At 70.9% G+C, this 13,760-nt stretch carries 14 protein-coding genes; 7 read left to right on the top strand and 7 right to left on the bottom strand.

The window, feature by feature from the left end:
- Positions 1-77: 77 nt before the first annotated feature.
- From FHS44_RS33430 to FHS44_RS33415, 4 genes are all read left to right on the top strand, one after another.
- Positions 78-560, top strand: coding sequence for a cation:proton antiporter regulatory subunit (locus tag FHS44_RS33430; protein WP_184722248.1), 483 nt, complete (start codon positions 78-80; stop codon positions 558-560).
- A gap of 8 nt (positions 561-568) precedes the next feature.
- Positions 569-1,726, top strand: a complete 1,158-nt coding sequence (locus FHS44_RS33425) for a cation:proton antiporter (protein ID WP_184722245.1) — start codon at positions 569-571, stop codon at positions 1,724-1,726.
- 110 nt (positions 1,727-1,836) lie between these two features.
- On the top strand, positions 1,837-2,301 hold the full coding sequence (locus tag FHS44_RS33420; protein ID WP_184722242.1) for a cupin domain-containing protein: 465 nt from the start codon (positions 1,837-1,839) through the stop codon (positions 2,299-2,301).
- Between the two features lie 215 nt (positions 2,302-2,516).
- Positions 2,517-3,497, top strand: a complete 981-nt coding sequence (locus tag FHS44_RS33415; protein WP_184722239.1) for an alpha/beta fold hydrolase — start codon at positions 2,517-2,519, stop codon at positions 3,495-3,497.
- A 47-nt stretch (positions 3,498-3,544) separates the two neighbouring features.
- Here FHS44_RS33415 and FHS44_RS33410 read toward each other — a convergent pair whose 3' ends face one another.
- Genes FHS44_RS33410 through FHS44_RS33395 form a run of 4 tightly spaced genes read right to left on the bottom strand, consistent with a single transcriptional unit; the run spans position 3,545 to position 8,239 of the window.
- Positions 3,545-4,663, bottom strand: coding sequence for an LLM class flavin-dependent oxidoreductase (locus FHS44_RS33410; protein ID WP_184722236.1), 1,119 nt, complete (start codon positions 4,661-4,663; stop codon positions 3,545-3,547).
- Positions 4,660-5,730, bottom strand: a complete 1,071-nt coding sequence (locus tag FHS44_RS33405; RefSeq protein WP_184722233.1) for an LLM class flavin-dependent oxidoreductase — start codon at positions 5,728-5,730, stop codon at positions 4,660-4,662. The genes FHS44_RS33410 and FHS44_RS33405 overlap by 4 nt, the downstream gene beginning before the upstream one ends.
- A complete protein-coding gene (locus tag FHS44_RS33400; protein WP_184722230.1) occupies positions 5,727-7,055 on the bottom strand; it encodes an NtaA/DmoA family FMN-dependent monooxygenase in 1,329 nt (442 codons plus the stop codon). Before FHS44_RS33400 ends, FHS44_RS33405 begins: the two co-directional genes overlap by 4 nt.
- Positions 7,052-8,239 (bottom strand): LLM class flavin-dependent oxidoreductase, encoded by a 1,188-nt coding sequence (locus FHS44_RS33395; RefSeq protein ID WP_184722227.1) that lies wholly within the window; start codon positions 8,237-8,239, stop codon positions 7,052-7,054. The genes FHS44_RS33400 and FHS44_RS33395 overlap by 4 nt, the downstream gene beginning before the upstream one ends.
- A 111-nt stretch (positions 8,240-8,350) precedes the next feature.
- Here FHS44_RS33395 and FHS44_RS33390 point away from each other — a divergent pair, with 111 nt between their 5' ends.
- Positions 8,351-9,202, top strand: a complete 852-nt coding sequence (locus tag FHS44_RS33390) for a serine hydrolase (RefSeq protein WP_184722225.1) — start codon at positions 8,351-8,353, stop codon at positions 9,200-9,202.
- On the opposite strand, the gene FHS44_RS33385 is transcribed toward FHS44_RS33390, so the two are convergent.
- A complete protein-coding gene (locus tag FHS44_RS33385; RefSeq protein ID WP_221461579.1) occupies positions 9,191-10,222 on the bottom strand; it encodes a sigma-70 family RNA polymerase sigma factor in 1,032 nt (343 codons plus the stop codon). The two genes, FHS44_RS33390 and FHS44_RS33385, sit on opposite strands and share 12 nt — an antisense overlap.
- 74 nt (positions 10,223-10,296) lie before the next feature.
- On the opposite strand from FHS44_RS33385, the gene FHS44_RS33380 reads away from it, so the two are divergent.
- Complete coding sequence (locus FHS44_RS33380; protein ID WP_184722219.1) at positions 10,297-11,145, top strand: alpha/beta fold hydrolase; 849 nt, start codon at positions 10,297-10,299, stop codon at positions 11,143-11,145.
- A 65-nt stretch (positions 11,146-11,210) separates the two neighbouring features.
- Here FHS44_RS33380 and FHS44_RS33375 read toward each other — a convergent pair whose 3' ends face one another.
- Both FHS44_RS33375 and FHS44_RS33370 read right to left on the bottom strand, forming a co-directional pair.
- Positions 11,211-11,657 carry a DoxX family protein gene (locus FHS44_RS33375; protein ID WP_184722216.1) on the bottom strand — a complete coding sequence of 149 codons (447 nt, stop codon included), beginning with the start codon at positions 11,655-11,657 and terminating at the stop codon, positions 11,211-11,213.
- A gap of 205 nt (positions 11,658-11,862) precedes the next feature.
- Positions 11,863-13,176, bottom strand: a complete 1,314-nt coding sequence (locus FHS44_RS33370) for a cation:dicarboxylate symporter family transporter (protein WP_184722214.1) — start codon at positions 13,174-13,176, stop codon at positions 11,863-11,865.
- A gap of 239 nt (positions 13,177-13,415) precedes the next feature.
- On the opposite strand from FHS44_RS33370, the gene FHS44_RS33365 reads away from it, so the two are divergent.
- On the top strand, positions 13,416-13,760 hold the full coding sequence (locus FHS44_RS33365; RefSeq protein ID WP_184722211.1) for an STAS domain-containing protein: 345 nt from the start codon (positions 13,416-13,418) through the stop codon (positions 13,758-13,760).

The raw sequence follows: 13,760 nt of genomic DNA, 5'->3' as shown, positions 1-13,760 counted from the left end.
TGCGGAACCAGAGTCATCGCCGTTCGTTGATAGGTTCAGGATTCCGTCGATTTACCTAAAAGTGGAGGAAGGGCACAGTGGACGTCGAGCAGACGGCTCTGCCGGGGATAGGACTACGGCACGAGTTCACCACGCGGTCAGGCAGACGCATAGGAATCGTCTCCCACCGTACGGGCCGCCGCGACCTGGTGATCTACGATCCCAACGACCCGGACCGGGCCTGCGAGACCGTCAAGCTGAACGACGAGGAGGCCGACGCGCTCGCCGAGCTGCTCGGCGCCCCGCGCATCGTGCAGCGCCTCAACGCCCTGCACCGCGAGGTCGAGGGCCTGGTCAGCATGCAACTGCCGATCTCGCCGGGCACGCCGTACGTGGGAAGGCCGATGGGCGACGCCCGGGTCCGCACCCGCACCGGCGCGTCCATCGTCGCCGTGGTCCGTAGCGGCCAGGTGTTCGCCAGCCCCGGCCCCGACTTCACCTTCGACGGCGGGGACGTGGTCGTCGTGGTCGGCAGCCCGGAGAGCACCTCCGCGGTCTCCGAGATCCTGGCCCACGGATAGGGCACCGGGTGCACACTGCGATTCTCCTCCTCGAGCTCGGTGCCATCCTGCTCGGACTCGGTGTTCTCGGCGCGTTGGCACTGCGCGTCGGCATCTCCCCCATCCCGCTCTATCTCGTGGCCGGTCTCGCCTTCGGCACCGGCGGCATCATCCCCCTGGCGACCAGCGAGGAGTTCGTCTCGGTCGGCGCCGAGCTGGGGGTCATCCTCCTGCTGCTCACCCTCGGCCTGGAGTACAACGCCGACGAGCTCGTGACCAGCCTGAAGGGCAACGCGCGCGCCGGGGTCGTCGATCTGGTCCTCAACGCGACTCCCGGCGCGATCGTGGCGCTGCTGCTCGGCTGGGGCCCGGTCGCCGCCGTGGCGATGGCCGGTGTCACCTACGCCACCTCCTCGGGCATCACCGCGAAGGTCCTGTCCGACCTGGGCTGGATCGGCAACAGGGAGACGCCGGTCGTGCTCTCCCTGCTGGTCTTCGAGGACCTGACCATGGCGGTCTACCTGCCGATCCTCACCGCTCTGTTGGCCGGGCTGACCTTCGTCGGCGGCGCGGTCACCGTGGCGATCGCGCTCGGCACGGTCAGCGTGGTCCTGCTGATCGCGCTGCGCTTCGGCCGGTTCATCGAGAGCTTCGTGGCCAGCCCCAACTCCGAGGTGCTGCTGCTGAAGGTGGTCGGGCTCGCGCTGCTGGTCGCCGGGGTGGCCCAGCAGCTCCAGGTCTCCGCGGCCGTCGGCGCCTTCCTGGTCGGCATCGCGCTGTCCGGGGAGCTGGCCGAGGACGCCCAGGCGCTGCTGACGCCGCTGCGCGACCTGTTCGCCGCGGTGTTCTTCGTCTTCTTCGGCCTGCAGACCGACCCGACCAAGATCGGACCGGTCGCCGGGCTGGCGGCGCTGCTCGCCCTGGTCAGCATGGTCACCAAACTGCTCACCGGCGCCTACGCCGCCCGCAGGGCCGGGATCGCCAAAGCGGGCCGGGCGCGGGCGGGCATCGCGCTCATCCCGAGGGGCGAGTTCAACATCGTCATCGCCGGGCTCGCCGTCGCGGCCGGGGTCCACCCCGACCTCGGTCCGCTCGCGGCGGCCTACGTCCTCATCCTCGCCGCGTTCGGTCCGCTGGCCGCGCGGCTGGTCCAGCCCCTCATCACCGCTGTCGCCAAACGGACCTGATCCAGGAGCGCGACACGGTACGGCCACGCCCACGGGGGAAATTTCTCCGTGCGGCGTGGCCGTACCGTATTTCATGTATTTTTGATGGGTTTTCCAGACAAGGAGCCCCGATGTCGATCGTCATTCCCGAGGATCCCTTCCACCGCAGGCTGCACCACATCGCGCCCACGGGCCTGACCGCGGAGACGGCCCAGACCTCGGGCATGCGCAGGCACGCGGCGATCAGCGGCGAGACCGTCGGCTCACGCCGGCTGTGGATGGGCCAGACCCACGTCGCCCCGGCCACCGTCTCGGCCAACCACCACCACGGGGAGTCGGAGACGGCGATCTACGTGGTCAGCGGCACCCCGTCGTTCGTCTTCCTCGACGTCGAGGGAGAGGAGCCGGTCGAGGTCCGGGTGGACACCCGGCCCGGCGACTACATCTTCGTGCCGCCGTACGTCCCGCATCGGGAGGAGAATCCCGACCCGGAGACGGAGGCGATCGTGGTGATCGCGCGCAGCACCCAGGAGGCGATCGTGGTCAACCTCGACGAACTGTCCTGGACAGGCCCGGTCCTGACGTCTCAGCGCTAGTTTCATCCTGTTATCACGATTTAAGGATAAATGACGGCATTTATCCGGTTATCGCCCTTAAACGGGGAGGACAATACCCCGGATTGGGGGGTGTTCTTCTTGGCCGAATGGGAGATGATCTGCCCGAGCGTTCAGCGGAAACCGGACCGGTCCGCCCGGTTCCGCCTGGATCGGGGATTCATCACACGGCCGAGGAGAGGATTTCCCGAGTGTCGATGGGAAGACGCAACGCGATGACACTGGGCGCCGGGGCGATAGCGCTGGCCGCGACGGGCGGCGCCGCCCCCGCCTCCGCGACGGAGAGATCGGGGGGCCCTTCGGTCCCCTCGGACGCGGAACTGGCGCGCTCCCTGCCCGGCGGTTTCACCAGCCGCCACGCCGAGGTGAACGGCGTCCGGCTGCACTACGTGACCGGGGGAAGGGGTGAGCCGCTGGTCCTGCTGCCCGGCTGGCCCCAGACCTGGTGGGAGTACCGCAAGGTCCTGCCCGCGCTCGCCGCCCGCTACCGGGTCACCGTCGTCGACCTGCGCGGCATGGGCGGCTCGGGCAAGCCCTCCTCCGGATACGACAAGAAGACGATGGCCCGGGACGTGCGCGAGCTGGTGCGCGTGCTCGGCCACGACAGGGTGAACATCGCCGGACACGACGTCGGCGCCATGATCGCCTTCAGCTTCGCCGTCAACCACCCCGAGGCGACCAGGAAACTGGCGCTGCTCGACGTCACCCACCCCGACGAGTCCTACTACGAGTTCCGCATGCTGCCGCAGCCGGGGCAGCCGTTCTTTCCGTGGTGGTTCGCGTTCAACCAGGTTCAGGGACTTCCCGAGCAGCTCGTCTCCGGCAGGTCCCGATATCTGGTGGACTGGATATTCGACTATCTCCTGGTGGACAAATCCGCGATCGGCGACCGTGACCGCGCGATCTACGCGAAGGCCTATTCCTCCCCCGACGCCATCCGTGGCGGAAACAGCTGGTATCGCGCTTTCAGCCAGGACATCGAGGACTACGGGTCGTACGGAAAGGTGGCGGCGCCGACGCTCGGCCTGGCGCACAGCGCCTTCTACCCACGCATGAACGAGGTGCTGCCCACCCAGGCGGCCGACGTCCGCGTCGCCGAGCTGACCGGGACGGGCCACTACTTCGTCGAGGAACGGCCCGCCGCGGTCGTCGGCCACCTGACGGGCTTCTTCGGCTGAGCATGAACGCGGCCCCGCCGGTCTCCCTCCGGCGGGGCCGCGCCCGTTCAGGCGTCCCACTCCTGGGCGAGCAGCTCGTAGGAGCGCACCCGGTCGGCGTGGTCGTGGGTGATGGTCGTCACGAGCAGCTCGTCGGCGCCGGTGACGTCGCGCAGGACGCGCAGCCGTTCGGCGACGGTCCGCGGCGAGCCGACGAACTGGGTGCTGACCCGGTCGGCGACCAGCGCACGGTCCTCCTCAGTCCACTCGTGGGCCGCGGCCTGCTCGGGCGTCGGGAACGGAATCGCCCCCTCCCCCCTGCGGATGCTGCGCACCCACAGCCCGTACGGCGAGGCCAGCTCACGGGCCGTCTCGTCGTCCTCGGCCACGACCACGTCCGCGGAGACCACCAGACGCGGCGCCGACAGGACGCGCGACGGCTTGAACGCCTCCCGGTAGGCCTGCGCCGCCTCAAGCACGTTGGACGGGCTGACGTGGTAGTTCGCCGCGAACGGCAGGCCGCGCTCCCCGGCGACCTGGGCGCTCTGGCCGCCGCTGCTGCCCAGGACCCACAGCTCGACCTGCGCCCCCTCCCCCGGTACGGCGTGCGCGGCCAGTCCCTCCTCGGAGCGGTAGGTCCCGGCGATGAGGGCGGCGATGTCGTCCACCTGGTCGGCGAAGTCCGGGCTCTGCGCCCCCGGCTGCTGCAGCAGCGAGGACTGCAGCGTGAAGACCGGGGAGGCGGCCAGGGCCGCGAAGGAGAACGGCTCGGGGATGAGCAGCCCGTCCACGACCTGGGCGGCCCTGGGCGGCGCCGGGGGCTTGCTCGCCTCGGCCAGCAGTTCGGTCCTGCGCTGCCCGGAGCGGCCGAGACCGAGGTCGATCCTGCCCGGATACAGCGCGTCGATCAGGCCGAACTGCTCGACCACGGCCAGCGCCGTCTGGTGGCCGAGCTGCACGGCCCCCGAGCCGACCCTGATCGTGCTGGTCGCCGCGGCCACCAGGGCGATGAGGACGGCGGGCGCCGCGCTGGCCACGCCGGGGGCGAAGTGGTGCTCGGCCAGCCAGTAGCGCCGGTAGCCGAACTCCTCGGCACGTTTCGCCAGGTCGATGGTGTTGTTGAGGGCGTCCGTGACCGTGCCGCCCGACGGGATCGGGGACAGGTCGAGGATGGACAGCGACGTCATGACTGCCTTTCGTGCTGGCTTTCGTGTCCGGGGAAGGGCCTGCTGGGGATCTCCCTGCGCAGCACGGGGGCGACGTCGCTCTGGAAGAGTTCGAGGCTGGCCCGGTGCTGCTTGTCGGTCAGGCCGTCGGCGTCGGCGGACAGGTGCATGACCTCGTGCCCGAGCCGTTCGTGGTAGCGGTGGACCTTGTCGATGATCTGCTGGGGGCTGCCGACCAGGATGGAGCTGCGCTCGACGGCGTCCTCGATCGTGTGAAAGACCGGATCGACCCCGGCCTTCCTGAACAGCTCCAGCCTGGCGTCGAAGATCGGCCGGTAGGTCTCGACCGCCTCCTGGGAGTTCCTCGCCACGTAGAGCCCGGCGCTGCCCGCCCCGACGAGCGCGTCGGCGGGGTCGTGGCCGTGGAACTCCCACCGCTCCCGGTAGTGACGGACCAGTTCGGCGTACGGCTCGACGGGGTTGGTGACGTTGGCGGAGAAGAGCGGGTCACCGTACAGGGCGGCCAGCTCGACCGACTCCCTGCTGGTCGCGCTGCCGTGCCAGACGCGGATCGGCCGCTGCAGCGGGCGCGGCAGCGCCTCCGCCTCGTCGAGTGAGGGCCGGAAGCTGCCCGACCAGGTGACCTTGTCCTCCCGCCACAGGCGGCGGAACAGCTCGTAGCCCTCGCGGTTGCGTTCCCACTGGTCCTCGGGGGTCACGTGGAAGAGCTTGGCCTGGGCGGCGCCGTTCCCCTTGCCGATGATCAGTTCGAGGCGCCCGTCGGAGAGGTGGTCGAGCGTCGAGTAGTCCTCGAAGGCCCTGACCGGGTCGAGCAGGCTCAGCGTGGTGACCGCGGTGAACAGCCTGATCCTGGACGTTCTGGCGGCGATGTGGCTCAGCACGACCGGCGGGGAGGAGGAGATGAACGGGCGTTCGTGCCGCTCGCCGACGCCGAAGCCGTCGAAGCCGAGTTCCTCGGCCAGGACCGCGTTGTCCACGACCTCGCGCAGGCGCGCGTTGGTCGGCTTCAGCTCACCGGTGATCGGGTGGGGTCCGTGGACGATCAGGGTGATGGCGAGGAACTTCACGCTCCGCCCTCCAGCCCGAGGTGGCCCCGCAGGGTGCTCGTGCCGTACTCGGTGCGCAGCACGCCACGCTCCTGCAGCAGCGGGACGACCCTGTCCACGAACTCGTCCAGACCGGCCGGGACGAGATGCGGCACCAGGATGAAGCCGTCGGCGGCGTCCTCCTGCACGAACGCGTTGATCTGCTCGGCAACCGTGCCGGGCGAGCCGATGAAGGACTGCCTGCCGGTGACCTCGATGATCAGGTCGCGGATGCCGAGCCGCTTCTCCTCGGCCAGGGCCCGCCAGCGCGCGGCCGTCTCCAGCGGGTCCCTGGTCAGCCGGGTACGGCCCCTGCTGATCGACTCCTCCTCGGAGACGAGCGGGTCGATCTCCGGCAGCGGCCCCTCCGGGTCGTAGGACGACAGGTCGCGGTTCCAGACCTGCTCCAGCAGCAGGATCGCGGTCTGCGGGCTGACCTGCTGACGCCGGACGTGGTCGGCGTTCTCCTGGGCCTCGGCGTCGGTGTCGCCGAGCGCGAAGGTGACCCCGGGCAGGACCTTCAGCGAGTCGGGCGACCTGCCGTTGGCCACGACCCTGGCCTTGACGTCGCGGTAGAAGACCTTGCCGTCCTCAAGCGTGCCGTGCCTGGAGAAGATGGCGTCGGCGTGGGCGGCGGCGAACTCCCTGCCCTCGTCGGAGTCCCCGGCCTGGATGGTCAGCGGGTGCCCCTGCGGGGCGCGCGGCACGTTGAAGCGGCCCTCGATGTCGAAGAAGGTGCCGTGGTGGGCGAACTCCCCGGCGTTCGCCGAGGCGAAGAACCCGGTCGCGGGGTCGGCGACGAGGTCCTCGGCCTTCCAGGAGTCCCACAGCTCGCGCACGGTCCGCACGAACTCCGCGGCCCGCGCGTAGCGCTCCGAGTAGTCCAGGTAGCCGCCCCTGCGGAAGTTCTCCCCGGTGAAGGCGTCGGAGGAGGTGACCACGTTCCACCCGGCCCTGCCGCCGGACAGGTGGTCGAGGGTGGCGAGCTTGCGGGCGAGTTCGTAGGGCTCGTTGAAGGTGGCGTTGATCGTCCCGGCCAGGCCCAGGTGGTCGGTGACGGCGGCCAGCCCGGCGAGCACGGTGAGCGAGTCGGGACGGCCGACCACGTCGAGGTCGTGGATCCTGCCGCGCTGCTCGCGCAGCCGCTGGCCGTCGGCGAGGAAGAAGAAGTCGAACCGGCCGCGCTCCGCGGCCCGCGCGAGGTGGACGAAGGAGGAGAAGTCGATCTGACTGCCCGAGGCTGGATCGCTCCACACCGTCTGGTTGTTCACACCGGGGAAGTGGGCGGCGAGGATGACCTGCTTCATCGGGTGCTCCCTGCGTAGCGGCTGGCGGGACGGGCGAGCCCGAGGTGGCCGCGGAGCGTGCCCGCCTCGTACCCGTCACGGAACGCTCCGCGACGGCGCAGCTCGGGCACCAGAGTGCGGGTGATCGCGTTCAGATCCGTCGGCAGTACGGCGGGGCGCAGCCGGTAGCCCTCAAGACCGGTCTCACGCCAGTCGAGCAGGAGGTCGGCGAGCTGTTCCGGGGTCCCGGCGAAGATCTTGGCATCCGAGGCGTACGCGGCGCCGTCCAGCTCGTCCAGCCTGGCCCTGCGCTCCTCGGCGGCCTGCTGGGTCTCGTCGAGGAAGACGACCAGGTCGGCGAAGACCTTCGGCTGGACACCGCCGATCTCGCGGATCTCCGCCACGATGGCGCGCGCCTGGTCGGCGTCGTGCGGCGTGATGTACTCCACGTCCACCCCACGCGCGGCGAACTCGTACGGCAGCCGCGAGTGGGCCAGCGCGGTGACCAGCGGCTGTCCCTGCGGGGGACGCGGGACGATCGAGGGTCCCCTGACGCTGAAGTGGGGTCCCTCGTAGTCGACGTAGTGAAGCTTCTCGCGGTCGACGAACCGGCCGGTCGCGACGTCGCGGATCACCGCGTCGTCCTCCCAGCTGTCCCAGAGGCGGCGCACGACCTCGACCACATCCCCGGCCTCGCCGAACAGCTCGTGGTAGATGGCGTAGTCCTCAAGGGCGACGGCCTGGGCGGGCCCCAGCTCGGGGACCTCACGGCGGCCGAAGTGGGCCGCCTCCGAGCGCCTGCCGGAAAGCTGCACCCGCCATCCGGCCCTGCCGCCGCTGACGTAGTCGAGGGTGGCCAGGGAGCTGGCGACGTGGAAGGGCTCGGTGTGGGTGGTCGTGACCGTGGGCACCAGCCCGATGCTCCGGCTCAGCGGGGCGATCCGCGAGGCCAGCAGGACGGCGTCGAAGCGGCCCCGCACCTGGTCGGTGCGGCCGTCCGGGCCGTCGAGGCGGCTGGTCTGCAGGGCGACGGTGTCCTCGATGGTGACGAAGTCGAGCCGGCCTTGCTCGGCCTCGGCCACGAGTCCGGCCCAGTAGGCGGCGGTGAACAGGTCTTTCGGGGAGGCGGCCGGGTCGCGCCAGGCCGCCGGGTGCCATCCCGCGCCGTCCAGCGCGACGGAGAGATGGAGATGAGCTGCCGACATGTCATGACGATAACATCAAAACCAGTAATTCCTACATGTTTAGTTGCATTTAGGGTGGGAGGTAACCCGGGAGACCCGCGGGAGGGGCCGTGTTCTGGTAGGCATGTGCGGGTGAGACGCCCCCTGACGATCATCATGACCGCCCTGCTCCTCCTGCTCCCCGCCGTCCCTGCCTCCGCCGCGCCGTACGTCCCGGCCGGGGTGCGCGCCGGATACGTCGTCTTCGACCGGCAGACGGGCAGGGTCACCGCGCGGCACGACGCGCACCGGAGGTTCCGTTCCGCGTCGGTGGTGAAGATCCTGATCGCGATCGACTACCTGGAGTCGCACCGCGTCGTCCCCAGGAGCGACCTCGCGCTGCTCGGCAGGATGCTCCGGGCCAGCGACGACGCCGCCGCGACCTCCTTCTGGACCAGGGGCGGCAGGGGGAGGATCGTCGAGCGGACCGCGCGCAGGCTCGGACTGACCGACACCGCTCCCCCGCCCGCCGACAAGCCGGGGTTCTGGGGCTACACCTCACTCAGCGCGATGGACGTCGTGCGCGCCTACCGCTATCTCCTCGACCGCGCCACCCCGCGGGTCCGCGACCTCGTCCTCGGCCACCTGCGCAACGCCGAGCGGTGCGGCTCCGACGGCTTCGACCAGTACTTCGGCATCCCCGGCGCGGTGCCCAGGCCCTGGGCGGTCAAGCAGGGCTGGTCGGGGTACGGCTCGACACCCCCGGTCCGGTGCGCGAAGACCTCCCCCACCGCAAGGACCGCCTCGTTCCAGGCCCGTCCGGTGTCCGTCCCCGACCTCGGTCACCCGGTGCTGCACACCACCGGTCTCGTGGGAAAGGACGAGCGCTGGATCATGGTGCTGCTCACCGCCCACCCCTCGACGGCCACCTGGAGCGGCTCGACCGCCCGGACGACCGCCCTGGCCAGGCGGATCTACCTCGCCGCGACCCGGTCAGGGCAGTGAGGCGGGCAGCCTGAACCGCGTGAAGTGGCCGGAGCCGACGAAGGAGGTGATCTCCGCGATCCGGTCCTCGCGCAGGGTCAGCACGTCGATCGACCAGCCGAGATGCGCCTTCCCCTCCTCGTTCCACAGGTAGGAGGCCACGCCGGGCTGGCCGTTCGCGCTGACCGACAGGTGCCGCCAGCTCCCGCACGAGGTCAGCGGCAGCCGTACGGCGAAGTCGGTGACCGCCTCGATGCCGCGGTACCAGTGCGTCATGGGCGGCATCGACCAGGTGACGTCCTCGGTGAGCAGCGCGACCAGGGCGTCGGCGTCGCCGCGTTCCAGCGCGGCCGAGTAGTCGGCGACGATCTCCCGCACCCTGGCGTCACCGATCCGGCGCAGCGTCCGCTGCTGGGTGACGGAGGGGACCCGCTCGGCGACGACCCTGCGGGCCCGCGCCAGGGCGGAGTTCACCGAGGCGGCCGAGGTGTTCATCGTCTCGGCGATCTCGGCGACGGAGAACCCGAGCACCTCGAACAGCAGCAGTGCCGCCCGCTGGTTGCCCGGCAGGTGGTGCAGCGCCGCGACGAAGGCGAGTTCGACGGCCTCGCGCTGCTCGTAGCGCGAGGCGGGCCCCTCGGGCAGGTCCGCGTCGGGATAGGGGCCGAGCCAGGCGATGTCGGTGCGCGGGACGTCACCGGTGACGGCCCGCTCGCTCGACGGACCGAGATCGACGGGCAGCGCCCGCCTGCCCCTGGCCTCGATGATGTCCAGGCAGGTGCGGGTGGTCACGGTGTAGAGCCAGGAGCGCAGCGAGGCGCGTCCCTCGAAGCGGGCCAGCCCCCGCCACGCGCGCAGCAGGGCGTCCTGGAGCGCGTCGTCGGCGTCGTGGCACGAGCCGAGCATGCGGTAGCAGTGAGCGTGCAGCTCGCCGCGCAGGGGCCGTACGAGACGGGTGAACGCGGCGTCGTCCCCGCCCCGCGCCCGCGCCAGGTCGGGATCGTCGGCGGTTTGAGGCTGTCCGGAAAAAACTTCCCTCACGGGCGACGATTCTGCCTCACCGCCGGAGTCTCCTCTCCCGACAGACATCGCACACCACCCCCTCGGGAGATCCGATGAACCACCCGCCAGCGGAAACCACCGTGACCACCGGCACCCTCAGGGTCGCCGACGCCACGCTGCACTACGAGATCCGGGGCGAGGGACCCCTGGTCGCGCTCGTCGGCGCCCCGATGGACGCCACGTTCTTCGCGCCGCTCGCGGACCTGCTCGCCACCGACCACACCGTGCTCACCACCGACCCCCGGGGGCTCAACCGCAGCGTCCAGGACGATCCCGAGCGGGATTCCACCCCCCGGCTGCGCGCCGACGACCTCGCCCTGCTCCTTGGGCACGTGGACCGGGGCCCGGCCACGGTCTTCGGTTCGAGCGGCGGCGCCGTCACCGCGCTGGCGCTCGCCGTCGCCCACCCGGAGCGGGTGCGCGCCGTGATCGCGCACGAGCCCCCGCTGAACCACGTGCTCGACGACCCCGCCGCGCGGGACGCCGCGGTCGAGGACATCATCGCCACCTACGCCTCCGGCGACGTCGGGGGAGCCTGGGTCAAGTTCCTGGTCAACGCCAACATCCCGCTGTCCCCTGACGGGGAGTCCGGCGAGGAACCCACCGAGGAGCCCACAGAGCAGGACCCGCAGCGGGTGGCCGACGAGCGTTTCTGGTTCCTGCACGAGATGCGGGAGACCACCCGCTGGCGGCCCGACGTCGCGGCCCTGCGCGACGGGCCGGTCCGCGTCGTGGTCGGCGTCGGGCAGGACTCGGCGGGCCAGTTCTGCGATCTCACCTCGGCCGCCCTCGCCACGGCGCTCGGCACGGAGCCGACGGTCTTTCCCGGGGGCCACATCGCCTTCGTCGAGGATCCCGAGGGGTTCGCCCCCCGGCTGCGCGAGGTTCTGGACGGAAGCTGAACGGGAGCACGGCGGTCCTCCCCCGGTTTCCCGGGGGAGGACCGCCGTCAGCGGGCTCAGCGGACTCAGTGGGTCGTCAACGGGTTGTTCTCCGACGGCTCCTGCGGGCGCGGGCGCTCGCGGTCCCTGGCGCGGGCCGAGATGGCGTCGAGCGCCCACGCCCCCGGCCCCATGACCGCGATCAGCAGGAACGCCCAGGAGTAGAGCGCGGAAAGCTCGCCGTCGTTCTGGATGGGCCACAGGGCCTTCGGCTGGTGGACGACGAAGTACGCGTAGGCCATCTCCCCCGAGCAGACCAGCGCCGCGATCCTGGTGCCGAGGCCGAGCATGACGAGGACCCCTCCAACGAGTTCGATGACACCCGCGTACCACCCCGGCCACGAGCCGAAGGGCATCGCCCCACCGCCCAGCACCCCGAAGATCTTGGCGGCACCGTTACAGGCGAAGAGCAGTCCGACGACGATACGGAACAGTGCAAGGACGTACGGCCTGGCCGATTCGATGAACTTCACGGCCCCTCCTCTTGTGCCGCCCCGCACCGGAGCGCGGGGCGCGACGGGAACGACGGCACCGGCGGGCGCCGGAGGGCACGCCCGGTCCTCCTCGGTTCATGACAGACGGGCAGGACCGTCCGGCAGGTCTGTCTCCTGCTCAGGATCCCCGGCCCATGCCATAAAAACACCCCATTTCGGACATATCACACATAAAGGACAGGGTTCAGCCGTGCTCCAGGACCTCACGCGCCGGAGGCGCAGGGGCCGGGTCAGTGGCCAGGACACTCTCGTCGAACGGCTCACGCCCCGACAGCACCAGCGCCGCGCGCGCCCTGTCGAACCCCCCGGTCCACGCCCCGACCAGGATGGCCGCCACCGCGTTGCCCGTGAAGTTGGTCAGCGCCCGAGCCTCGGACATGAAGCGGTCGACGCCGACGAGCAGCCCGACGCCGTCCGCCAGGTCGGGCCGGTGCGCCCGCAGCCCGCCCGCGAGGGTCGCCAGGCCCGCCCCGGTGACCCCGGCCGCCCCCTTGGAGGCCACGAGCATGAAGACGAGCAGCGACACCTGCTCACCGGGAGACAGGGAGACGCCGGAGGCGGTCGCCACGAACAGGGTGGCCATCGTCAGATAGATGGCGGTGCCGTCGAGGTTGAAGGAGTACCCGGTCGGCACCGTGACCCCCGCCACGGCCCGGCTCACCCCGAGGTGCTCCAGCTTGGCGATCAGCCGGGGCAGCGCGGTCTCCGAGGAGGAGGTGGACAGCACCAGCAGCAGCTCCCCGCCGAGATAGCGCAGCAGCGACAGCAGCCCGACCCTGGCCACCAGCCACAGCAGCGGCCCCAGTACGGCCAGCACGAACAGCAGGCAGGTCACATAGAAGCAGGCGACCACGGCGGCGAGGCTCCCCAGCGCGGCCGCGCCCGTCGCGCCGACGACGGCGGCCGTCGCCCCGAGGGCCCCGGCCGGGGCGGCCCACATGATCATGGAGAGGACGCGCAGCACGAGCGCGTGCAGGTGCCCGGCCGCGGCGAGCAGTACGGCCCCGCGCTCCCCCATGGCCTGCAGGGCGAAGCCGGTGAGCAGCGCGACCAGCAGCACCTGCAGCACCCGGCCCTCGGTGAACGCCGAGAGCGGCGTGGCCGGGATGATCCCGAGCAGGAAGGCGGTCAGGTCCTCCCCCGCCTCGGCCGGGACGCTCGGGGGCGCTCCCCCGGCGAGGCGCAGGCCACGGCCGGGGGTGACCAGGTTGCCCGCGGCCAGCCCGAAGGCCAGCGCGACTACCGACATGACGAGGAAGTAGCCGAGCGCCAGGCCGCCGATCCTGCCGACCCTGGCCGTGCCCGCGACCGACCCGACGCCGAGCACGACGCCGAAGAAGACGACGGGGCCGATCATCATCTTGACCAGCGCGACGAAGGCGGTGCCCAGCGGGGCGAGCGCCTTGGCCGTCTCCGGGGCCACCAGCCCCACGACGGCGCCGACGGCCGTCGCCAGCAGGACGGCGGCGTACAGATGACGGGTTCGATCGCGGGACATGGCGCCCTGCCTCCGGTGACCTCGACGGAAACTCCGGTCGGGTAACCATGAGAGCGCATACGGTGACCGTCGTCGCCGTTACCCGTGATCCCGTCCGTCTTGTGTCCCGCCGCCTGGCCGTACGGCGAGGTCAGCGCGTGGATTCGCCGCCCGATGATCGCCGGCGTGTCTCATCGGCTCCCGGGACCTGGTAGGACAGAGGCAGGCCCGCCCTGCCCCCGCGGGCGGAGGAGCGGATCATGGCTTTTTTCACGGTTTCATCAAGCATGCGCGGTACGGCATGCGTCGTTGAGGCGAAAGGGGAGCTCGACTACCACCACACTCCCCTTCTCCGTGACGAGATGAACAGGGTCTGGGAGGAAGGGCCTCCCCCGACCGTGGTCATCGACGTCACGGCGCTCACCTTCTGCGACTCGACCGGCCTCGCCGAGCTGATCGCGAACCTCAGGAGAAGCGGCGCCCTGGGCACCCGCCTGGTCCTGGCCGGGGTCCACGGCACCCTGGAGCGCATCCTGACCATCACCGGCCTGCGCGCCGCGTTCGAGCTCTCCCCTTCCGCCGAGGACGCTCTGCGGAAGGAGTGA

The organism is Streptosporangium saharense (assembly GCF_014203715.1).
Classification (GTDB): domain Bacteria; phylum Actinomycetota; class Actinomycetes; order Streptosporangiales; family Streptosporangiaceae; genus Streptosporangium; species Streptosporangium saharense.
This window is presented reverse-complemented; position numbering and strand designations above follow the sequence as displayed.

Excerpts from the sequence above, each read along its gene's own strand:
- FHS44_RS33420 (WP_184722242.1), top strand. The coding sequence starts at position 1,837 with ATGTCGATCGTCATTCCCGAGGATCCCTTCCACCGCAGGCTGCACCAC.
- FHS44_RS33415 (WP_184722239.1), top strand. The coding sequence starts at position 2,517 with ATGGGAAGACGCAACGCGATGACACTGGGCGCCGGGGCGATAGCGCTG.
- FHS44_RS33410 (WP_184722236.1), bottom strand. The coding sequence starts at position 4,663 with ATGACGTCGCTGTCCATCCTCGACCTGTCCCCGATCCCGTCGGGCGGC.
- FHS44_RS33400 (WP_184722230.1), bottom strand. The coding sequence starts at position 7,055 with ATGAAGCAGGTCATCCTCGCCGCCCACTTCCCCGGTGTGAACAACCAG.
- FHS44_RS33395 (WP_184722227.1), bottom strand. The coding sequence starts at position 8,239 with ATGTCGGCAGCTCATCTCCATCTCTCCGTCGCGCTGGACGGCGCGGGA.
- FHS44_RS33380 (WP_184722219.1), top strand. The coding sequence starts at position 10,297 with ATGAACCACCCGCCAGCGGAAACCACCGTGACCACCGGCACCCTCAGG.
- FHS44_RS33370 (WP_184722214.1), bottom strand. The coding sequence starts at position 13,176 with ATGTCCCGCGATCGAACCCGTCATCTGTACGCCGCCGTCCTGCTGGCG.
- FHS44_RS33365 (WP_184722211.1), top strand. The coding sequence starts at position 13,416 with ATGGCTTTTTTCACGGTTTCATCAAGCATGCGCGGTACGGCATGCGTC.